Source organism: Mucilaginibacter pocheonensis, assembly GCF_031456535.1.
In the GTDB taxonomy this organism is placed as follows: Bacteria; Bacteroidota; Bacteroidia; order Sphingobacteriales; family Sphingobacteriaceae; genus Mucilaginibacter; species Mucilaginibacter pocheonensis.
In genome coordinates this window covers 1,437,502-1,460,354 of sequence record NZ_JAVDUU010000002.1, presented here as the reverse complement: position 1 = coordinate 1,460,354, position 22,853 = coordinate 1,437,502, and the positions used below count along the sequence as shown (strand labels likewise).

18 protein-coding genes are annotated in these 22,853 nt (G+C 40.9%); 3 read left to right on the top strand and 15 right to left on the bottom strand.

The window, feature by feature from the left end:
• Positions 1-4 precede the first annotated feature (4 nt).
• The 6 genes from lolB1 to J2W55_RS13235 all read right to left on the bottom strand — a co-directional run bounded on the left by lolB1 (position 5) and on the right by J2W55_RS13235 (position 6,072).
• Complete coding sequence (lolB1, locus tag J2W55_RS13260; protein WP_310096424.1) at positions 5-793, bottom strand: lipoprotein insertase outer membrane protein LolB1; 789 nt, start codon at positions 791-793, stop codon at positions 5-7.
• Positions 771-2,528, bottom strand: a complete 1,758-nt coding sequence (locus tag J2W55_RS13255; protein ID WP_310096423.1) for a tetratricopeptide repeat protein — start codon at positions 2,526-2,528, stop codon at positions 771-773. Before J2W55_RS13255 ends, lolB1 begins: the two co-directional genes overlap by 23 nt.
• A gap of 44 nt (positions 2,529-2,572) precedes the next feature.
• On the bottom strand, positions 2,573-3,007 hold the full coding sequence (gene dut / locus J2W55_RS13250) for a dUTP diphosphatase (RefSeq protein WP_310096422.1): 435 nt from the start codon (positions 3,005-3,007) through the stop codon (positions 2,573-2,575).
• Positions 3,007-4,491 carry a lipopolysaccharide biosynthesis protein gene (locus J2W55_RS13245; RefSeq protein ID WP_310096421.1) on the bottom strand — a complete coding sequence of 495 codons (1,485 nt, stop codon included), beginning with the start codon at positions 4,489-4,491 and terminating at the stop codon, positions 3,007-3,009. Before J2W55_RS13245 ends, dut begins: the two co-directional genes overlap by 1 nt.
• Before the next feature lie 41 nt (positions 4,492-4,532).
• Positions 4,533-4,814, bottom strand: a complete 282-nt coding sequence (locus J2W55_RS13240) for an acylphosphatase (protein ID WP_310096420.1) — start codon at positions 4,812-4,814, stop codon at positions 4,533-4,535.
• Between the two features lie 91 nt (positions 4,815-4,905).
• Positions 4,906-6,072, bottom strand: a complete 1,167-nt coding sequence (locus J2W55_RS13235; RefSeq protein WP_310096419.1) for an amidohydrolase family protein — start codon at positions 6,070-6,072, stop codon at positions 4,906-4,908.
• 154 nt (positions 6,073-6,226) lie between these two features.
• Between J2W55_RS13235 and rlmN the strand changes: the two genes are divergently transcribed.
• On the top strand, positions 6,227-7,294 hold the full coding sequence (rlmN, locus tag J2W55_RS13230) for a dual-specificity RNA methyltransferase RlmN (protein WP_310096418.1): 1,068 nt from the start codon (positions 6,227-6,229) through the stop codon (positions 7,292-7,294).
• Positions 7,295-7,317: 23 nt separating this feature from the next.
• Positions 7,318-8,016, top strand: coding sequence for a ComF family protein (locus J2W55_RS13225; RefSeq protein WP_310096417.1), 699 nt, complete (start codon positions 7,318-7,320; stop codon positions 8,014-8,016).
• A gap of 94 nt (positions 8,017-8,110) precedes the next feature.
• Here the strand turns inward: J2W55_RS13225 and J2W55_RS13220 are convergent, their stop codons facing one another.
• The 3 genes from J2W55_RS13220 to J2W55_RS13210 all read right to left on the bottom strand — a co-directional run bounded on the left by J2W55_RS13220 (position 8,111) and on the right by J2W55_RS13210 (position 13,450).
• Positions 8,111-11,245: a PAS domain S-box protein gene (locus J2W55_RS13220; RefSeq protein WP_310096416.1), complete on the bottom strand. Its 3,135-nt coding sequence runs from the start codon at positions 11,243-11,245 to the stop codon at positions 8,111-8,113.
• Complete coding sequence (glyA, locus tag J2W55_RS13215; protein ID WP_310096415.1) at positions 11,246-12,535, bottom strand: serine hydroxymethyltransferase; 1,290 nt, start codon at positions 12,533-12,535, stop codon at positions 11,246-11,248.
• A 168-nt stretch (positions 12,536-12,703) separates the two neighbouring features.
• Complete coding sequence (locus J2W55_RS13210) at positions 12,704-13,450, bottom strand: segregation and condensation protein A (protein WP_310096414.1); 747 nt, start codon at positions 13,448-13,450, stop codon at positions 12,704-12,706.
• Positions 13,451-13,651: 201 nt separating this feature from the next.
• Between J2W55_RS13210 and dxs the strand changes: the two genes are divergently transcribed.
• A complete protein-coding gene (gene dxs / locus J2W55_RS13205) occupies positions 13,652-15,583 on the top strand; it encodes a 1-deoxy-D-xylulose-5-phosphate synthase (RefSeq protein ID WP_310096486.1) in 1,932 nt (643 codons plus the stop codon).
• A 58-nt stretch (positions 15,584-15,641) separates the two neighbouring features.
• Here dxs and J2W55_RS13200 read toward each other — a convergent pair whose 3' ends face one another.
• The 6 genes from J2W55_RS13200 to J2W55_RS13175 form a co-directional block, all read right to left on the bottom strand.
• The gene (locus J2W55_RS13200) at positions 15,642-17,228 is read right to left on the bottom strand and encodes a gliding motility protein RemB (RefSeq protein ID WP_310096413.1); all 1,587 of its coding nucleotides are present in this window, start codon (positions 17,226-17,228) and stop codon (positions 15,642-15,644) included.
• A 33-nt stretch (positions 17,229-17,261) separates the two neighbouring features.
• Positions 17,262-18,398, bottom strand: a complete 1,137-nt coding sequence (gene gmd / locus J2W55_RS13195) for a GDP-mannose 4,6-dehydratase (protein WP_310096412.1) — start codon at positions 18,396-18,398, stop codon at positions 17,262-17,264.
• Between the two features lie 163 nt (positions 18,399-18,561).
• On the bottom strand, positions 18,562-19,125 hold the full coding sequence (locus J2W55_RS13190; protein WP_310096411.1) for a DUF3109 family protein: 564 nt from the start codon (positions 19,123-19,125) through the stop codon (positions 18,562-18,564).
• 6 nt (positions 19,126-19,131) lie between these two features.
• A complete protein-coding gene (locus tag J2W55_RS13185) occupies positions 19,132-19,788 on the bottom strand; it encodes a DUF3108 domain-containing protein (RefSeq protein ID WP_445353950.1) in 657 nt (218 codons plus the stop codon).
• A 275-nt stretch (positions 19,789-20,063) separates the two neighbouring features.
• Entirely contained in the window at positions 20,064-20,579 is a 516-nt protein-coding gene (locus J2W55_RS13180; protein WP_310096409.1) for a DUF2480 family protein, read from the bottom strand.
• A gap of 114 nt (positions 20,580-20,693) precedes the next feature.
• The gene (locus J2W55_RS13175; protein ID WP_310096408.1) at positions 20,694-22,814 is read right to left on the bottom strand and encodes a SurA N-terminal domain-containing protein; all 2,121 of its coding nucleotides are present in this window, start codon (positions 22,812-22,814) and stop codon (positions 20,694-20,696) included.
• Positions 22,815-22,853: the final 39 nt, after the last annotated feature.

Genomic DNA, 22,853 nt, shown 5'->3' with positions numbered 1-22,853 from the left:
TAATTTATTTGGCCGGTTCATAATTAGAGGGTATACTGAACGGATATTCCTGCTGAACGTCAAAATCGGCTTTGGTATAATGCAAATTAACCTGTATTTTTTTATCTTTTACTATAGATGCAATGTCTATTTGCGATGGTATTACCCTGTTTGTAGCCTGTATAAAAGTATTGTTAACCACCTGTAACGATTGCCTTTCGTTTTGGTTGGATAAATTTGTTTGAGTAACCTTTAAATCGGCTCCCAGGATGAGTTTATACAGCAGATCCTGCAGGTTGCCGCTTATGGCAGTACTTCCGGCAGTGTCAGCAAAGGCAGCATCCTCATTCAACAATTCGGGTATGGCATTACCAATAAGCAATGATTCAAGTGTTTTATAATTAACCTGGCTGCTGGCAAATTTATATACATAATTAAACGGTTTCCTTACATAAACACCCTGCAGGCGGTTAATAAGCATGATACTGTCTGGAGTAATTAACGCCCTTGCAGCCTCAACACCTAAAATGGCGGTAATGGAAACCCATATTTTTTTATCGCGCGCAATACGGATGTTCAGGGTAACATCATTACTGTTCCCATTAATATTAAGCCGGGTTTTGGCTTTGCCGGCAAAGGTATTAAAGCTTACCTGTTTTGCCTTTATTGCATTAAGCCGGCTTGTTTTATTATTAACAGGCGTTGCAGATGAATCTGCCTTACGGCTAACCAAAACCTGTTTACGTGACTTACAGCTCACCATGGCCAGCAGGCAGCAAACTATAAGTAACTTATTCGCTATATTTTTTTTCATTTATTTTACGCTCTAATACCGGCGACTGGCCACCGTGCTCTTTAGCTTTTTTCCAATTTTGTACGGCGGCATCTGTATTACCCAGATAATACAAAATATCGCCATAATGTTCGTATTTAGCCGAACTATTATCTTTATCATGCGCCAATGCTTTTTCCATCCATACTTTGGCCTCGGTATATTTTTTCTGTTTAAATAATACCCAGGCGTAAGTATCCTCAAACGATGCTGTATTAGGCTGCAATTCATTGGAACGGGCCGACATTTGCGCGGCCTTGTCTAAAGCTTCATTTCTTAACGATAAATAATAAGCATAATTGTTCAATGTGTACGCATTATCCGGATTATAACTTAAGGCTTTATCATAGGCCGCATCTGAGCTCTTGCTATCTTTTAAATCATGGTAACAATCGCCCAGTAACGAAAAGCTTAACGAAAGTAGGTCCTTATCCTGAATTTCTAATGAAGTTGCATTTTTAGCATACCCCAGCGCTTTTTTTGAATCCTTTTTTTGAGCCCATGCCACACCCACCATATAATTCATCCAACCCTGGTTGGGGAATAGTGAAAGGGCGTTTTCGCCATCTTTTATGGTAGCATCAATATCGTTTTGGCTAAGTTCAATGCGTACAAGCTGTTCATGAACAATATATACCTGCTCATTGAGTTCAATTGATTTTTTGTAGGCTGCCGCCGCTTCTTTATATTTCGCGTTTTGTGCAAGCATGTCGCCATACATTGCATAGGCTTTGGAATCAGCCGGGTGGGCAACGGTTAATATACGGCTTAATTCAAGGGCGCTGGCTTTGGCATTAGGTTCAGGAAACTTTGGGAAATATCCGCCGATGATCCTTATTTTTTGATCGATACTAACATCAGGGATTGAAAATGCCAGTGTAAGCTCATTAAAAGCAGCGTCAATATTTTTTTTATCCCGGTAAATATCGGCAAGCGCCAAATGTACCATCCCGTTATTGCTATCCTGCTTTTCGGCTTGCTGTAAAACCTTCAGGGCCTTATCTCCAAAATTATTGGAATTGTAAATTTCGGCCAGTAACAAATAGTAACGTGTTTGGCCGGGGTTGTCGGCTATGGCTTTTTCAAGTTCGGCGGCGGCCTGATCAACCCTGCCCTGTTTCAGATAAATTTTTTGCCGGCTGGCCAAAATATCGTCGCTTGGCCCGGTAAGCTGCTCCAGCTGGTTATAAACTTTAAGGGCATCGTCGTATCTTTTCAGGATCACGTAAGCATTAGCTTTATCAAAATAATAATCGGGTTTATCAGGATTGATCCTGATGAGTTGATTAAATACATTTTCAAGCTTGACAATGCTGTTACTTTTTTCATAGCTATCGGCAAGCGCTGCCCAATACCATTCGTTGTCGGGCTTAACGGCTACGGCTTTCTCCAGCAGGGGTTGGGCACCGGCATAATCATTTTGCAGCTTTTTTAAATTAGCCAGCTCATACATTGAAGCGTCATTTGCGGGGTCTGTTTGTAACACCCGTTCAAACATTTCGGTGGCCAGTTTGGTATTCTCGATAGTTTTTTCGCGCAGCGCCGAGAAAAAAAGCTGTTTCACCATGATGCTGTCAAGCGCCGACATGGGTTTAGCCGGTCGTTGAGCGCTCGCTTGCAGAGAAAAAGTCAGGGATAAAAGGCAAAAGATAACTGCAGCATAGTACTTGCCCGCATTGTTCTTTCGCTTGCCATATCCCCGTTCCCGATAGTTCATGATGATGATATACTCTCCTTGATCTCTTGCTGGTTTTACTTACTTTATTTAACCGCAGTATGGCCAAATCCGCCTTCGCCGCGCAAGGTTTCATTCAATACTTCCACTTCGTCCCAATTCACTTTTTCATGCCTGGATACTACCATCTGGGCAATACGGTCGCCCATATTAATTTCAAACACATCAGCCGAGAAATTGATGAGCAATACTTTAACCTCTCCCCGGTAATCGGCATCAATGGTACCTGGTGAATTAACAATACCTATACCATGTTTAAACGCGAGCCCGCTGCGTGGCCGTATCTGCGCTTCAAAACCTTCGGGCAGTTCAATATACAAACCGGTAGGTATCAGCTTACGTTCCATGGGCTTAAGCAATATAGTTTCTTCTACATTGGCCCTAAGGTCCATGCCGGCCGCGTGTGCCGTTTCATAAGCCGGCAAAGCATTTTTTGATTTGTTAATTATGCGAATGGTCATTACCGTTTCCTAAATATAATTCTTAATTCATTGCGCTCAAAATAAATAGCCGCTAAAGCAAATACCAGCAAAAGGGCATTACCCGCTAATAAGTTTCGTTTAAACACAACGAAAGACAAAAATACCAATACTATTGATGTAAATATATAAGCGATGTTCTTTTTGATATGATATGGGATAGGATAATTTTTTTGCCCCCATACGTAAGATAATATCATCATCACAGTATATGAAATAAGTGATGCCCAGGCTGATGCCATATAGCTGTACCGGGGTATAAAGACCACATTAAGCGTTATGGTTAATACAGCGCCCACACCCGATATATATAACCCGTAACGAGTTTGGTCAGATAACTTGTACCACACTGACAGGTTCATATAAATGCCCAGACTTACATATCCAAACAGCAGAAGTGGCACAACGTTTAACCCTACCCAGTAGCTGGCACCGATAAAATGTTTGAGTATTTGTATATTGGCTACCACTCCTAAAAAGGCTACGCATACGGCTATTACAAAAAAATTCATGATGCGCGCGTAGGTTTGGGGAGCATTCTTATTTTTAGCATGACTAAAAAAGAAAGGCTCGGCGCCTAAACGAAATGCCTGTACAAAAATATTCAGGAACACAGCTATTTTAGCACAAGCGGCATAAATACCCAACTGTGAACTACTAATGTTCTCGGGCAGCATTTTACCCAACAGCATCTTATCAAGATTTTCATTAATGATGAAGGACAGGTTTGCAACCAGTACCGGCAAACTATAGGTAAGCATTTGCCAAAACATACTGCTATTAAATTTAAAGCCGAGTTCAAGTAATTCCGGCAACAAAAGAAGTAAAGTTAGCGCGCTGGCAACAAGGTTCGACAAGAATATATATCCTAACCACCCCTGCCTGAACCATGAACTTACCCATGCAGAACCCACAGAATGATGGCTTATAATATAAGGCAGCACATAAATAAATACCAAGTTCAAAGCTATGAAAACCAGCACATTAACCAGTTTAATAAACCCATAGCGCATTGGACGGCCATTGGCCCTTACTTTGGCAAATGGCACAACACACCATGCATCTATAACCATAAATGAAATAAAATAAATGGTGTATAGTTTATAATCATGAAACGATGTGTTTTTTTCGATACTTATCCACCTGGCTATTGAATTTATACAGGGTAAGGTTATAGCTAAAAATATAACAGAGATAACAAAAGTTGCGGCAAAGGCATTATTATAAACCTGCTGTTTCCTGTTCTCATGCTTATTCAGATACCTGAAAAAAGTAGTTTCCATCCCAAAAGCAAGCAGTGCCTGAATTAGGGACGCATTGGCGAACATATTTGAAAAAATACCATAAATACTTTTACTATATGCCCGGGTGTAGGCTGATGTAAGAAAGAAGCTCAGCATTCGGCTGGCCACCGTACTTAGCCCATATATGGCGGTTTGACCGGCAAATTTTTTAGCGGTAGACAATGTTTGTGTATGGAGTAATTAAAATAATACTGCCTGTTAAACTACAGGGCTTTTTTTACAACCTCAAAATTACGATAGTTTTTTAATTCGCCTTCATGGCTTTCAACAGAAGTTACTTCTGCATCTTCGGGTCCTTCATGGCACCAGTCCATAAACATTTCCAGGGTGGTGTCATCAGCCTCGGCTGCTAAAAAAACATCGCCGTTGGGCTCATTCTTAACAAAACCCCGCACCCCCAGCTGATCGGCAACTGCTTTGGTGGCTTTGCGAAAAAAAACGCCCTGAACTTTGCCTTTTACGGTAATATCGAGATGCCTGACCATTAGTTTATTTTGTTGATTAAGTGAGCAATTAACATCAATGTTCTAATATTTTACAAAGTAACCCAATCAAACTCAATCAACCTAATTACTGTTAAACTAATCTGCGAACTTTACTTTCAGGAGTTATTTCAAGTCCGTCAAGGCCGGTTATAAGGTTTAGCCCGGGTGTTTTTCCAGGCTCAAGTGTACCCTTTTCATCATCGATCCCTAAAAACGACGCACCGTTGATGGTACCCCATTCAATCAATTTAGCGGTACTTATAGCAGGAAACTTTTTTTGGATAGTGCGCATTTCGCTCAATATACACAGGCGGTTATTTGATGCCAGGCTATCGGTGCCCAACGTAATATTAAAGCCCTGATCTATAAAAAGCTGTATTTTAGGGAGGCGGTTTTCAATGTATAAATTAGCATTCGGGCAAAAACACCAGTTTATTTTACGGTCAAAACGTTTTATAAAATAAATGTCTTTTAAATTGGTACAGGTATTATGCACCAGCAAAACCTGCTGTTTATTGGTCAGTAACGGAATGATGGATTGCAACGAGTTGCGGGCCTGCGGTTTAAAGTGGCTGATATCAATACCAAAATGTTCATAAAGCTCAATAAACCCACCCAGCTTATAGCGGTAAAATTTATTTTCGTCTTCACACTCCTGATTATGGATACTGATAAGGTTTGAGCCGGAATCACTATGCTTTTTGATCAGTTTAAATAGCTCTTTTGATACTGAATAAGGCGCATGTGGCGTGATGGAACACGGCTGCGGCTTAAATTCAGACAGCAATTGCAATGCCTTATCAAAAATAGTTTCCGCATTTTGCGGTAAAAAGCCAAAAGTTTCCACAAAAGTGTGGTAATATAACTTGCTGGCAGCCTTAACCGGGATGCTTAAATTACTGTTTGAAACATCGCCAACGGCCACAATGCCATTGTTGTACATCTCTTCGTCGGCTTTTTGAATAGCAGCTGTTACCAGGCCTTCATCAGCGTTCCTGAAAGCTTGTATGCTTTTAATAAAATTTACCAGCCCATCGTGGGGTGTTATCTTATCTTTAAGATGCGATAGCTCAACGTGGCAGTGGGTATTGATAAATCCGGGGCAAATAATACCGCTTAATTGTTCAACCGGACCGTCGGGAGGGTTGTTATGGTCTGTTACCGATATGATCTTACCATGATCATCAACAGTAACAATTCCATTTTTAATAGGATCGGCATAAACGGGAAAAACGTAATCGGCTCTAAAACTTTTCATTAATTATATCACTTAGTATCAATCTCAAACGTTTTTCAAATAAAACAATCCCACAAAATTAAGTACAATTAACTTTTAGTTATTGTTTTTTATTCATTCAAAAGAATGACTTTAAAATAAGACAGATTTTTTTAAATTTAAGTACTTTTGCGGTGTGAATAATGCAAAAGATAAAATAGACATCCGCAGTCTCAGCCTGGAAGCCTTGCAGGAGCATTTTATCCGTATGGAGGAAAAAAGTTTCAGGGCTAAACAAGTTTATGAATGGCTTTGGAGAAAATCGTGCTTCTCTTTCAACGAAATGAGCAATATTTCAAAAGAACTACGCACCAAACTCAACGAAAATTTTGTTATTAACAATGTTAAAATAAATTCGTCGCAGATTAGTGCTGATAAAACTATAAAAAATTCTTTTATTTTACATGATGCTCACTTAATTGAGGGCGTTTTAATTCCTACCCCGGGCCGAATGACTGCCTGCGTATCATCGCAGGTGGGCTGCAGCCTTACCTGTAAGTTTTGCGCAACAGGATATATGGAGCGTAAAAGGAACCTGAATCCCGATGAGATTTACGACCAGGTGGTGTTGATAGACCAGCAGGCGCGCGAAAATTATGGCGTACCCTTATCAAACATTGTATACATGGGCATGGGCGAACCTTTGCTTAATTATGCCAATATGATGAAATCTGTTGAGCGGATCACTGCGGAAGATGGTCTTAACATGTCGGCTAAAAGAATTACAGTATCAACAGCCGGCATAGCAAAAATGATAAAAAAGCTGGGCGATGACCAGGTAAAATTTAACCTTGCCCTGTCATTACATGCCGCCAATGACGAAAAACGGAATACCATAATGCCTATTAACGAGCAAAACTCATTAAAGGCGCTGGCCGAAGCTTTAAAATACTATTACGCCAAAACTAAAAACCCGGTAACTTACGAGTATATTATTTTTGACGGTGTTAATGATGGCATTCAGGATGCTATGGAGCTGGCCAAATTTTGCAAGCACCTCCCTTGTAAAGTAAATATTATTGAATATAATCCAATTGCTTTTGCCAGCTACATCAATGCCGGCGAAGATAAGGTTGAAGCGTTTGCAGCTTACCTGCAAAAACAAGGCATTAACACGCATCTGCGCCGCAGCCGGGGCAAAGATATTGACGCGGCTTGCGGACAATTGGCTATTAAAGAAAAAACTAAAGTTACCGAAGTATAAAAAATCTGCCTTAACTTAAGGGCATGAAATTGTTGCGCGGCTACCTGGCCGATTTTGTTTCACTCCTTTTTCCTGAACTTTGCCCGGCTTGCCAGGCCAGTCTTGTAGCCAACGAACACATTATTTGTTCTGATTGCCGTTACAATTTGCCCTACACAAATTTCCATTTACAGCCCGACAACATTGTTGCACAGCAGTTTTACGGCAAAATTAATGTGGACGCCGCTTACGCCCTGTATTATTTTACCAAAGGCGGCAAAGTGCAAAACCTCATGCACCATTTTAAATATAAGGGCATGCAGGAAATTGGTGTTTTACTTGGAAACGTTGCCGGGACGCAGCTGATGGAAAACCCCGTTTTTAATACCGTAGACTTTATTATTCCCGTCCCGCTTCATAAAAGCCGGCTTAAAGAACGCGGTTATAATCAAAGCACTTGTTTTGCTGATGGACTGGCACCCAAATTAAATGCCATGGTTGATGACAATAATTTACAACGAATTGTAGCAACGGCAACACAAACCCATAAATCGCGCTTTGCCCGGTTTGAAAACATGCGCGAAGTGTTTATGATCAAGTATCCGGAAAGGTTAGAAAACAAACACGTTTTACTGGTTGATGATATTGTAACAACAGGTTCAACACTGGAGGCCTGCGGTATTGAGCTATTGAAAATACCGGGTTTAAAACTAAGTATAGCTACAATAGCCTATGCGCAGTAACATTTTGCGAGCCGTAACAATTCGGCGCTGCAGGAAAAGCTTTTTTTGTTTAAGTAAATATTATTTTCCCCGCTAATTAAAGGGACAGAAGGAATTACTGGTGCTGGTACCGGCTTAATTTATCGTAAAGCATTTTAGGTTCAAATGGCTTTAATATATAGTCATTCATCCCGGCTTTATTAATTTCGCCCATTTGGTTGCTGAGCATTGATGCAGTTAATGCGATAATTGGTAATTGCTGAAAATACGGTTCGGGTTTTGAACGTAATATTTGGGTGGCTTCCAATCCCCCCATTTCGGGCATGTGGATATCCATTAATACCACATTATAATTACGGTTGCTCTCAATTTTCTTTATGGCTTCAATACCGTTCTCGGCAAAATCAGCATCAGCACCCCATTTTTTCAGTATCTTGTTTATTAACAACCGGTTTATCTGGTTATCATCAACTACCAAAACGTTTATTTTGAGTCCTGTTTCCACGTTATTATCGTTACTGTTTAAATCGTTATCTGTTTTATTAAAGGTAATGGTAAACCAAAATGTAGATCCCACGCCCGGTACACTATCCACATTTATTCTTGAGTCATGCAGTTCTATCAGTCGTTTACTAATGGCCAGCCCTAAGCCGGTGCCGCCATATTTGCGGGTAATATCCAGTTCGGCCTGTTTAAATTGTTCAAATATAGCACCCAATTTATTATTAGCGATACCTATGCCGGTGTCTGAAACCGAAAACCTGATCCTTACATCCTTTTCTGTTTGCTGAATTACTTTCAAATCAATGTTAACCCCGCCCTCCTCTGTAAACTTAACGGCATTACTCACCAGGTTAAGTAGTATCTGACATAAACGGGTGCGGTCGCCTATCACCATTTCCGGTATGGCATCATCAATACTTTGGCTAAGATAAATATTTTTTCCTTCGGCTTTGTACCGCATCGAAGTAGTGATGCTCTGGATAAGTGCGCGTATGTCAACAACTGCCTTTTCCAGTTCAATATTACCAGTTTCTATTTTGGTAAAATCCAATACATCGTTAATCAGTGTCATTAAATTTTCTGCCGAAAACCTAAGCACGGCAAGATTCTCCTTTTGTGAATCCAGCGGGTTATCTTCAAGTAATAAATGCGATATACCTATCACTGTATTAAGCGGGGTACGTATTTCATGACTCATTACCGATATAAACATATCCTTGGCCCTGCTCAGCTGCAGCGCCTCTTCCTTAGCTGTTATCAGTTGAAGCTCGGTTTTCTTTTTGGCGGTTATATCAATAATTACCTCAATATATTTGTCAACCGCGCCGTTTTTACCAATAATTACAGAGTTAATGACCGATATCCACAGCGGCTGTCCGTCTTTACGGTAAATGAGCAGATCAACCTCAAATGATTGTTTGTTACGCGATAGTTCACGTGCTTTTTGAATGCTGCCAACATCGGTAAGTTCGCCTTTCAGCACATCACCCAGGTGGTTACCTTTAACCTCGTTAATGTCATAACCCGTTATTTGTTCAAAAGCCCGGTTTACCCATTCAACTTTACCTTCGCTGTTGTTTATAACTACACCACTTGTTGTATTGCTTGCCACCAATGATAGCTTGGTAAGTTCCTCCTGGTTTTTTTTGCGCTCGGTTATATCAACCATTACGCCAACTTGCCTGTCAACCTTACCTATTTCATTTAACAGAGGGCTGTTTGATAAAAATACCCAACGGGCGGCACCATCCTTTTTATAAATTTTTAGTTCTATTTCATAAGGCCGATTTTCTTTAACGGCCTTTACAGCACTTTCAAACACCGCAAGATCGGTGTCTTTGCCTACGAGCGCATTGCCCACGGCCTTGCCTTCCAGTTCGGCAAACGAGTAGCCAATAATATTTTCAAGAGCTTCGTTCATCCACAGTATCCTGCCCTGGTTATCGCGTATAAAAATACCGCTGGGTGATTTTTTAGCGGCAAAGGATAAAATTTCAAGATCTTGCTCAATTTTTTTCCGGGATGTAATATCAATAATAACCCTTATGTATTTATCCACAGCGCCTTCGCTGTTATGGAGCACTGAGTTAATAACAGTGATCCATATCGGGGTTCCGTCCTTACGGATCATCAGCAGGTCAACTTCGTATGATTCCTTCTTTTCTATCGAAGCGTCCAATCTGGCAATTGCCGCTTTGTCATTGGGCTCCCCTTTTAATACGGCCTTCAGATATTTATTTTCAACATCGGCAAAGTTATAGCCTGTAATATTTTCAAATGCTTCATTTACCCATATTACCTTGTCGGCGGCGTTGCTTATTACCACCCCATTACCTACTTTATCAATTACCACAGACAGTTCCTGCAGTTCTTTTGCAACCTGTTTTTGATAACTTATATCACGACCACAGGCCAGGTATTTATCGTTTTTAACGGTTAATGACCAGCTTAAACATTTAATATCACCGGTAGAGGTATAAACCGATGTTTCAATCTCAAATTGATGTGGCTGCTCATTTAAACGGCGTTTAAGCTTCTCCAAAAAAACTATTCTTTCTTCTTCCGGAAAAAGTTGCCAGATATGCTGGCCGATAAGAGCATTTGCCTGATAACCTAAAACAGATTTTACCGATTGATTGACCCGCTCAATTTTAAATTCGTGGTCCATAATACAATGAATATCGGGAGAAGTATCAAAAAGGTCATGAAACTCTTTATACTGAGCAAGGCTTTTTTCAAGCTCAAGCTTTTGCCTGTGCAGCGTAAAGTGTGAAATAACCTCTGCAGCGAGTGTCTGCAATGAATCGCGCTGCCCTGGATTGAGTTTGCGGGGCACGGTATCAGTAACACAAAGCGCTCCCAGGTGATACCCTTGCGGGTCAATTAAAGGAACGCCGGCATAAAAACGTATGGTTTGGCCGGTAGCACCGGTACTATCCTTAAAAGTATTATCTTTTAGGGCATCATCTATTTCCTGTATCTCATCACTCAGGGTAACAAAATTGGAAAAAGCGCCGGCATGGAGTGTTTCCTGTGTACCGGCGCCATATTTTGATTTAAACCATTGCCTGTCTGCATCAATTAAAACGATGAAGGCAACAGGCACATTACATATAAAAGCAGCAAGGCGGGTTATAGCATCATATTCCTTTTCAGGTGATGTATCTAAAATATGGTATGATCTCAGGGCACTTAAACGTCCCTTTTCATCATCGCTAATTATAGGTTCCTGCTGCCTGATTGTCATTTATTGATCCGAGCCGTTCTCTCTGTACAACGGATAGTCATACATCAGCTTGTGGACCTTTTTACGTATCTTTTTTAAAGAAGGTTCATTTTCAGGATCGCTAATTACCGCGTCTATCAGTTCAACAATATGATCCATTTGTTTCTCTTTCATTCCCCGGGTAGTAATAGCAGCTGTACCTACACGTATACCTGAAGTAACAAACGGCGACTTATCATCATAAGGAACCATATTTTTGTTCACAGTAATATCAGCAGTTACCAGCGCATTTTCGGCCGCTTTACCAGTGATATTTTTATTACGCAGATCAATCAGCATCAAATGATTATCCGTACCGCCTGATATGATCTCATAACCACGTTTAACAAAAGCCTCGGCCATAGCACTGGCATTCTTTTTAACCTGAACAATGTATTTCATATAGCTTTCGCTCAAAGCTTCGCCAAAGGCTATTGCTTTTGCGGCTATAATATGTTCAAGCGGGCCGCCCTGCGTACCCGGAAAAACAGCCATATCAAGTAATGACGACATCATTCTTATTTCGCCCTTAGGTGTTTTTATTCCAAATGGATTTTCAAAATCCTTACCTAATAAAATAAGGCCGCCGCGGGGGCCGCGTAACGTTTTGTGTGTCGTGGTAGTAACTATATGGCAGTGCGGTAGCGGATCGGTCAGTAAACCCCTTGCAATAAGTCCGGCGGGGTGCGATATATCGGCCAGTACCAGGGCACCTATTTTATCGGCTACTTTACGTATAAATTCATAATCCCAATCGCGCGAGTATGCAGATGCACCGCAAATGATCAGTTTTGGTTTCTCTTTAAGCGCAACTTTTTCCAGTTGTTTGTAATCAACAAGGCCGGTTTCTTTAACTACACCATAAAAATGCGGCTCATATAGTTTACCCGAAAAATTAACCGGTGAACCATGGGTTAAATGGCCGCCATGTGAAAGATCAAATCCTAATATTTTATCACCCGGCTGAAGAACGGCCAGCATAACCGCCGCATTGGCCTGCGCACCTGAATGTGGCTGAACGTTTGCCCACTCGGCATTGAATAATTGCTTGGCTCTTTCAATAGCAATGGTTTCAATTTCATCAACCACCTGGCAGCCGCCATAATAGCGTTTGCCCGGTAAGCCTTCGGCGTATTTGTTGGTGGCAACAGACCCTGCTGCTTCCATAACCTGACGGCTTACAAAATTCTCAGACGCTATCAGCTCAATGCCTTCCTCCTGGCGCTGCTGTTCTTCATCCAATAGCTTAAAAATTAACTTGTCTCTTTTCATTATATATAATTAAAACGGCACTATGTTTAAAACGGCCCTAAGTTAGGTAAAAATTAGTTTTGAGAGGTGAGATATGAGATTTGAGATTAAAAAAACACATTTTGTAATCGATTATAAATGAACTACAAGCCTTATACATTTTTTGTCTCACGTCCTTTATCTAACATCTCAGATCTCCCTCGCCGATATCCAGAAATTATTATATCCCAGGCCTATTTGTATATCTATCAGCTCCTGCTGCAGCATTTCTAAAACAGCCAGAAAATTATAAACAAAATGCACCTTGTTTTCCGAATGCCCGGCAATGGTCTTAAAGTCAAGCATTTTATTGATTTTCAGCAGGTCGCTTACTGCTTTCTTTTGCTTTTCAATGGTATATGGGTATTGAACAACGGTGTGCTTTACCTCTTCGCTGCGGTTAAGGTAATTTTTCATTAACCGCTCATGTACCATCATCAGTTTATACAGGCTTATTTCTGATAATTCTTCGCCCGGCAGGGTTACCTTTTCAACCTGTTCCAGGTCTTGTTTAATATTGCCACGTTTTTCCTGCTTAAACCGCTCATCTTCAAAAGGGCGCAATTCATCACAAAGCTCCTTAAACTTTTTATACTCAATAAGTTTCCTGATCAGGTTTTCTTTAGTGTCCGCTTCGTCTCCGGCCTCTTCAGCATCATAGCGCGGCAACAACATTTTGGCTTTTATACGCATCAGCGTAGCTGCTACAAAGATAAACTCGCTAGCCAGCTCCATGTTAAGGCTGGTCATTTGATGTATGTAGTTTAAAAAATCGTCGGTGATGCGGGCAATCGGTATATCATGAATATCCAATTCATCCCTTTCGATAAAAAAAAGCAGCAGATCAAACGGACCTTCAAACTGGGGTAACCTTATTGCAAAACTGTCGTCGGTCATAAATCTTATCCAAAAATACGTATTTATATAATCAGAAGCCAAAATACAGGGATCAGGATTGAATTTTATGGGACCGCTTTTCTATATCCTGATGCTATATTCGTGCTTCTGATACCCGCGCCAAACAATAAATACATTTAGATGCCCCGTTTTTATAAATAAATACCTTACTTTGTAAGTTAAATATTCTTACTAATGTCTATGCAGGTACCAGCAGGAGATTTATTAAAAAAAATAAATTATCCATCTGATTTAAAGCAGCTTAGCGAACACGAGCTTGAACAGGTTTGCCAGGAACTGCGCCAGTATATTATTGATGTAGTATCAGTAAATGGTGGTCATTTTGCAGCCAGTTTAGGGGTTGTTGAACTAACCGTTGCGCTTCAATATGTACTGAATACTCCTTATGATCAGTTGGTTTGGGACGTTGGCCATCAGGCTTACGGTCATAAGATACTTACCGGCCGCCGCGAAGCTTTTCATACTAACCGTATATATAAAGGCATCAGTGGTTTCCCAAAACGCTCAGAAAGCGAGTATGATACTTTTGGCGTAGGCCATTCGTCTACATCAATATCTGTAGCATTGGGCATGGCCGTAGCGTCGCAATATAAGGGCGAAACAGACAGGCAACATGTGGCCGTAATAGGCGACGGCGCCATGACCGCCGGTATGGCTTTTGAGGCGCTTAACCACGCTGGTATTGAAAATTCAAACCTGCTGGTGATCCTGAATGATAATAACATGTCTATTGACCCTAACGTGGGCGCCCTGAAGGAATATCTTACCGATATTGCCACCTCAAAGCCTTACAACCGTTTCAGGGATGATATAGCTCATGTACTGGCAAAACTATCGGCCATTGGGCCTGATGCTTTTAAAATAGCCCAAAAGATTGAAAAAAGCATTAAAGGAACCTTACTTAAACGCAGCAACTTTTTCGAAGCTCTAAAATTCCGATACTTTGGCCCTATTGATGGGCATGATGTAAATCACCTGGTAAAGGTTTTAAAGGACTTGCGCGATATACCCGGACCCAAACTATTGCACTGTGTAACAGTTAAAGGCAAGGGATATGCCCTGGCCGAAAAAGACCAGACCAAATGGCATGCCCCCGGTTTATTTGATAAAATAACCGGCGAGATAAAAAAAACCAAGTACGATAAGCCGCAGCCACCAAAATATCAGGATGTATTTGGCCTGAGCATTATTGAACTGGCCGAGCAAAATCCTAAAATTATGGGTATTACCCCGGCCATGCCATCAGGATGTTCACTTAACCTGATGATGAAGGCTATGCCGTCCCGCGCTTTTGACGTAGGTATAGCCGAGCAGCATGCGGTAACGTTCTCGGCCGGATTGGCTACGCAGGGTTTAATACCTTTCTGCAACATATATTCCAGCTTTATGCAAAGGGCATATGACCAGGTGATACACGATGTGGCCATACAAAACCTCAATGTGATATTTTGCCTTGACAGGGCTGGCATAGCCGGCGCCGACGGGCCAACGCACCACGGCGCTTATGATTTAGCCTATATGCGTTGCATACCTAATATGACGGTATCGGCTCCTATGAATGAGGAAGAACTGCGTAATTTGATGTTTACCGCGCAACAGGACAACATGGGGCCTTTTGTGATCAGGTACCCTCGCGGCAGTGGTGTAATGGTTGACTGGCAGCGCCCGTTCAAAGCTATACCTGTAGGCAAAGGCCGTAAAATATGTGATGGCGATGATGTTGCCATTTTATCAATAGGAGCTATAGGTAATGAAGTGGTAAAGGCGACTACTGAACTGAATGCCGAAGGTTATTACCCGGCTCATTATGATATGCGGTTTGTAAAGCCACTTGATGAGGCGTTGCTGCATGAAGTATTCCAGAAATTTGACAAGGTGGTAACCGTTGAGGATGGTTGTCTTGAAGGAGGGCTGGGAAGCGCTATACTGGAGTTTATGGCTGATAACGGTTATCAGAAAACACAGGTAAAACGCCTGGGAATACCAGACAAGTTCATAGAACACGGGGAACAGCCCGAACTTTGGGCCGAATGCGGCTACAATGCTAAAGGCATAGCCGAAGAAGTGAAAAACTTAGGAGCTAAACGTACCACACATACAATAGCGTCATAAACATAAAACAAGAAAAGCGGCTCGGCCGCTTTTCTTGTTTTATACGAATATTTGTCTTTTAGTGTGCTTTATAGCTTGCAATATCATTATAAATACTGCGGAAAGAGCTGCGTATGCCAAAAGTAAGCATGGCGGTTTTATCATGAAACTGGCTATTTTTTTCGGAACGGTAAATACCTCCGAGCTCAAAACGAAGGTTATATTTAGGGTTTATTAAATAAGCCACCTTACCTTCCAGGTAAACCATATTGGTGGTTAGGCCCTGACCAGTATAGTTGCCAAAAGCCCTTGCCGGATCAACATAAACCTGAAAAAGATCTTTACCGTAATTTACGTTATCAATATCTAATCCGTAGTGGCCATAATCAAGCTCGCCCGAAAAATCAAATCTTTTATAGGAGTAGTTTAGCAAACCTACAACTTCGCGAAAGTTTGCACCCCAGGGATGTGCCAGTGGTTCGCCATTCTCAGCGTAATTAATTACCGAACTACGCTCAGAATAAGTATAAGGTTTTACATTGTTAGTTTCAACCAGGTAGTTTAAACCGCGCACATTAAACAGGTTTGCTCCCCGCACACCCAGTTGCCAGGCATATTTGTTTCGGGAACTGCCGGTGCTCGAAAAAAAGTTTTTGGCTTCAAATTCGTCCAGGGCAAACTGGCCATATGCTGTAATACCATCTGTGAGTTTATATTTACCTGTAAGGCCTAACAGCGCGTTATCAGGCGAACCGTTTGTTGCCTCAACAGGCCTTAAAAATATTATAGGATTAATATAAGTAAAATCAAAACCGCGGGAATGGCCTGCATCGTCTTTTGCTCCCCATACCACGGCATCAAAGAAACCCAACGAAAGTCGGTTGCTCACATTCCAGTCGAGATAGTGGAACACACCGAATTTTTTCCTGTCACCTCCGTCCACTTTAATGGATAGGGGGTCATTAAAATATGTCCACATGGCCATATATTTTACATTACCCAGGGTACCCGTTAGCTTTAGGAAAGGATAAGGCGAGGCATAATCAGACAAAAGTACAGAACGATAACCATCGCCTATAAAAGTTTTATCGCGGCCACCGGTTATATTTAAATATTTATTGGGCGTGTATGATACCAATGCCGTAATGTATGACCACCGGTATTCATTACCATAAATGCCTGCATAGGCCTGTCCGGGAGCTATGCCTGTTTGGTTGGCGTAAGTGGCCAGGTAACCGGGTAATACCGCCCTGTTTTCATAGGCGCTTATATTGTAAGAAAATTTGTCGCCAACGGTTCCGCCAAGCTGCAAGCCCAATGAACCAAAATTGGTATTTCTCTTCCCGGAAAAGTCACGGCTGAGATTAAAATCAGGTAACAGATCGGTATAAAAAGTATAATTGTCACCTTTAACATCTATCTGATGCTGATTAAAAAACCTCCCCTTAAGCCCGTCTATATTCATGAGGGAGTCGTAATGGACCTTTAGCAAAGAGTCATCAATAAAAAATGGTTTCAATGAACTATGCACACGGGTTTTAGTTGAGTAAACGTCTGCATTAAGTTTTTGGTAAAACTGGTACGAATAAGGTTGGTATACCGACTGGGCTTTTACAACTCCACTTATTAAAAATAATAATGTAATGCTTGTAAATACTTTCTTCATATGTAGAATTTAGAATTGGCGATGTAAATAAATTTATTCAAAGTAATTGAGCGTTTTAAAGCCGCCTTTTTTCAAATACTCGTCTTTTTTAACCAGGTGCAGGTCAGACTGCATCATATCAGTCACCAGCGCCTGAAGATCATATTTAGGTTTCCAGCCTAACTTATCGAAGGCTTTTGAAGCATCGCCTATCAATAAGTCGACCTCCGTTGGCCTGAAATATTTCGCGTCGACCTTTACTACTGTTTGACCAAATTTTAAGTAATCGGTGTTTAAACCAAGTTCCGCAGCTTTTTGCGCATCAATATCAATAATCACGCCGCGCTCCTGCTCGTCCCTGCCACTAAATTCAACCTCAATGCCCAGCTCGTTAAATGCCATTTTTATAAAATCACGTACGGTGGTAGTAATGCCTGTGGCAATTACAAAATCTTCGGCTTTGTCTTGCTGCAGCATTAGCCACATTGCTTCAATATAGTCCTTAGCATGCCCCCAGTCGCGTTGTGCCGAAAGATTGCCCACGTAAAGGCAATCCTGCAGGCCCAGGGCTATTTTTGATGCGGCACGGGTAATTTTGCGGGTAACAAATGTTTCGCCCCGTATAGGGCTTTCATGGTTAAATAAAATGCCATTGCAGGCATACATGCCATAGGCTTCGCGGTAATTTACAATTATCCAGTAACCATATAACTTGGCCACCGCATAAGGCGACCGCGGATAAAACGGTGTGGTTTCGCTTTGCGGAACAGCCTGTACCAGCCCATACAACTCTGATGTTGAGGCCTGGTATATGCGGGTTTTGCGGGTAAGCCCTAACAATCTAATAGCTTCTAAAATACGCAGGGTTCCAACGCCATCAGCATTTGCAGTATATTCAGGTGTATCAAAACTTACCTTTACGTGGCTTTGTGCTGCCAGGTTATAAATTTCGTCGGGCTGTACTTCCTGCACCAGTCTTATTAAGTTGGTTGAGTCTGTAAGATCGCCGTAGTGCAGTTTAAACTTTACATTAGGTTCATGCGGATCATGATAAAGGTGATCGATCCGCTCCGTATTAAATAATGACGACCGACGCTTTACACCATGTACCTCATATCCTTTTTTTAGCAGAAATTCGGCTAAATAGGCACCATCCTGACCGGTTATACCTGTTATTAAGGCTGTTTTCATTTATTTAGATAGGCTTGAACTTATATATTACAATATTATCCAAATTAATTGTAAAAACTCACATACTGTATTATATAAGCCCGTTTTTACTAAATTTCAATAAATGAATAAGGAGTAATTATATAATATCCGGATATGGAAATGATAAACAGCCCCAATTTAATTAAATGCCGGCAACCTCATTTTCCAACTCCTGATACCATTCCGGGCCATATTTGCGTATAAGCGGATCTTTTAAAAACTCGTGCACCCTAACCTTAAGTTCGTTGCCAAAAGAGCATGCGGGGCTGCAAATACTCCAGCGATCATAATTTAATACATCAAACTCAGGGTATGCAGTTATCCGTATAGGGTATAGATGACAGGAAATCGGTTTTTTCCAGCTGATAGCACCTTCCTCATATGCTTTTTCAATACCACACTTGGTAATGCCGTTTTCCCATATCACATAGGCGCACTCTTTATTTACATCAACACATGGTGTGGTATAATCACCTTCAAAATCCTTAACGTATACGCCGGTCTTTTCAATTGTTTTAATGCCTTTGGCCGTAAGGTAAGGTTTTACTTTGGGGTATATTTCTTTTAAAATATCAAGTTCATCGGCATTCAAAGGTGCGCCGGAATCGCCTTCCAAACAGCAGGCCCCTTTACATTTGTTCAGGTTACAAACAAAATTTTCCTTCACTACATCCTCGTGCACCAATACATTGCCAACCTCAATCATATTTATTTATTTTTTTATAGGGTTTAAAGGATACTTAAGACCAGTAGCCGCCTGCAGATCCATTGTTATACTACCTAATATAACTTCAACATGCGCTTTTACAGGTATCCTGTTACCGTCATTTGTTACCCAAAGGTACAATTTACTGTCCTTTCTGAAAATACGGCCTGGAATAATAGTAGGATTAAATTTAAGGCAGTTAAATTTCCCTAATGAACAGCTTACCACCTCGGTACCAACATAAGTTATACCCATGGAATGAAAACCATCCTCCAGAAAATACTGCAATTGAAATTGCTCGCCTATTTTCATCTTTGAAACATCAATAGTACGGGCAAAATAATAAGCGGATACAAAATCAAATGTTTTTCCTTTGAACTGGAACACGCCTTTATTGGCAGTCACCTTATTGTCTTTATGGTCAAATGTTACATTGTCAGTATGCTTCCATTTTCCCTCGCGTCTGTTTTCGGTATAAAAATAGGGCAATAAGGTGTTTTGATCAACGTACGATTCATACTTGTTACGCACTTTGTAAAAAAAATCAAAAGAGCCGGCTGTTTTACCCTCGGCTATTAAATGAAACGCGGGTTTGTCAAATTTTTTATCGCTGGCTTCTATTCGTATATCTGCTTCGGCTGCCGTAAAAATCCCATATTTCATTTTATAGCTTAACTTTTCGCCCACTTTAAAAACAGGTTCACTGATTTTTGTTAGTTCCTGTGCAAAAACATGATTACAACAGCAAAGAAAGAGCAGGATATAAAAAAAACGTTTTCTCATTAGCACAATTTGCATTATTATAAATGGACCGCCCGATATTATCAGCGGGCGAAGATATGACAACTGCTACTATAAATGGTTTAAATCCATTTTTATTGCAACGGCACATAAATACTGCCTGTGGGCAGGTTCCATAAAATTAAAAAGCAAATTTGTTAGTCTTTCCGTTTATATATAGGTACGGTTGAGCAAGGCTCACCAAACATGAGGCTTTTTACTATAGGTGTTAATTTTTTTGTTAGCTCAACATAAGCCGAAACCGGCACATCGGTATCGCCGCATCCCTTTAATACAATACGCTGATCGCGATATTGTTCAAAATTGGCCTTTGCCATTTCTTTTTCAAACAACACTGTTTCCAAAACATCCTTGTCACCAAAAACAACTTCACGCGCATAAGGAGCCATGCGATTGGCCAGGAGCATATAAGCCCATGCAGGTACAATGGCATCAGCGGTACAGGTAATACCTACATTTTTACCTTCATATTGTGTCCAGTCATGTTCTTTTACAAAATCCCTGAAATCCTTTTCACGTAATATAAGGCCATGGAACAGGTTATCTTTAATATCATAAACAACGCGCTCGCCGGCAGGGTAAAAAGCGGCAGGATCTAAGGTTACCAGACCACTTTGAGCCACTTTATTCACTATATTTTCCTGTATATCCATATCTTTTCAAATTCTAAAAAAAGAAACCCTGATCCTAAATCAAAATCCCGATATAAAAAAAATCCGGAAGCGGCTTGGAGCCACTTCCGGATACAAAATTACTTTAAAATATTATTATAACAGTTTAGCTCTGTTATCTTTTACATTAGCATTATCTTTCAACGCGTCCAGTATTTGTCCTTGTGAACGTTGTGTTAAAGTTTGGCTTATTTGTTGTTTTTCCCTTACATTATTAGCAAGTGCTGGTGGATTGGTAAAGCCATCAACAACATATACAAAAACTCCTTGCTGACCGTTAACCGGTTTTGAAAGCTTGTTGGGTTGTGAACCAAAAATAGAGCCGATAACTTTATACTCAATTGATGCGCCAGGGATAACCGGGTTTGCAAAAACAATATTTTGAACCGGAACTACTTTGCTGCCCGCTTTTTGAGCTACCTGATCAATGGATGAAGATCCGCTTAGTGCAGCCTGGAATTTTGCATTCAGTTGCTTGGCCTTTACCTCATTGCGTACAGCAGGTTCAATTTGTTTTTTAACGATATCAAGCGGCAATATGCCTTTTGGTTTAATTTCGCTTAAACGGGTAACAATATATTGGTTTCCAACGGTAAATACTTTATCGGTAATATCGCCTTTGTCTGCTTTGTATGCCCATCTAACCACTTCACGCGCATTGTCTAACCCGGGTAAGCTTGCCGATACACCGGTAACATCTTCGGCGGTTTGTTTTTTCAAACCTTCTTTTTTAACCTCGGCATCAAAGTTGTCTTTTGAAAGGTTAGCTAAAAATGCCTGCGCTTTACTATAAGCAACAGTTTGGGTTTTGCTGCTTGCCTCAATCGGTTTATCAACAACAGCAACCTTTACTACTTTTACTGATCCTTTTTGATCTTCAACCTGAATAAGGTGCACGCCAAACTGTGAAGTAACCACGATCATATCGCCTTTGCTTGCTTTAAAAGCAGCGTTGGTATACTCAGGCGTGATTTGGCCCTGACCGCCACCCATTGCGCCATTAACATCAAATGCCGGAATATCACCGCCTTTAGTACCGCTTCCTTTATCAGCAGAGAAGGTCAGAGCCATTTCAGCAAATGATTTACCGCTCTGGATTACTTTTTTAATGGAATCGGCTTTGGCAATTGCTTTATCAACACCACCTGTAGTAGCAGGGTCAATTAATATATGCCTTGTTTTAACCGAATCAAATGTGGTTTTTACATCAGTTAACTTAGCTATTTTATAGCTGCCGTTTGATACATAAGGACCATAAACAAACCCTTTTGCAGCATTAAACATCAGTGTATCCAATTTAGGCTCAAGGCTGCCTTTTTTCTGAAAAGTGATTGGAGTTTTGGTTTCAGAGTTGATCTGAACAAAAAGAGAATCATTTGTGCTGGCTTTAAAACTTTCAGCAAGTTTATCAGCTTCGGTTTTCAGGGCCAGGGAATCTTCTTTTGATGGTGCAGCATTAAAACTTACATACTCAAATGACCGCAGATCCTGCTGATTTTTAAATTCAGCTTTGTGTGCATTATAATAAGTATTATAATCGTCATCAGTTAAAGTAACTTTAGCATCAGGAATCGAAGCATAATCAAGTGTGGCGTACTTAAAGTTCACCAGCTTATTTTTAGCTTCATAATCGTCTTTCGCCTCCAGTGAGTTTACATACAAACCGTTAGAAACCAACGCCATGTATTTGGACTCCATTTTTGCCTCAATCAGTTGCGTTAAGAAATCTGTCCACGCTTGTTTTTGAGAGGGATCGGCTTTGCCTGATTGCAGATAGCTTTTAAACTGGTTCAACCGGTTTACATCAAACTTACCTGTTTGCGGGTCGGCAAACTGGCGGGCAATCTGAGGGTCGGGATTGCTGCTGCCGGTCATCGATGCTGTTTCATCGCCACCAACCACAATGCCTACTTTTTCAATCTCCTTGTCAAGCAATATCTGACCCAGATACTGGTTCCAGGTAGTTTCCTGAATGTAACTGGTAATTTGCGGTGATATACTTTGCCCCGATTGTTTAAATTGGGCTGTATTTTGTTCAAGCCTTTTATTAAACTCAACATAAGGCACTTTCTCCCCGTTTACTTCGGCCAGTACACTATTATCATCCCTAAAAAAAGATCCACCAGATCTTACAACCTCGCTCACAATAAAAGCAAGAAGCGCGAAACCAATAAAGAATGCAAGGATAGTCCCCATTCTTTCGCGCAAATAACCCATTATACCCATATACTTTTTATAATTATTTTCTATTCTTCA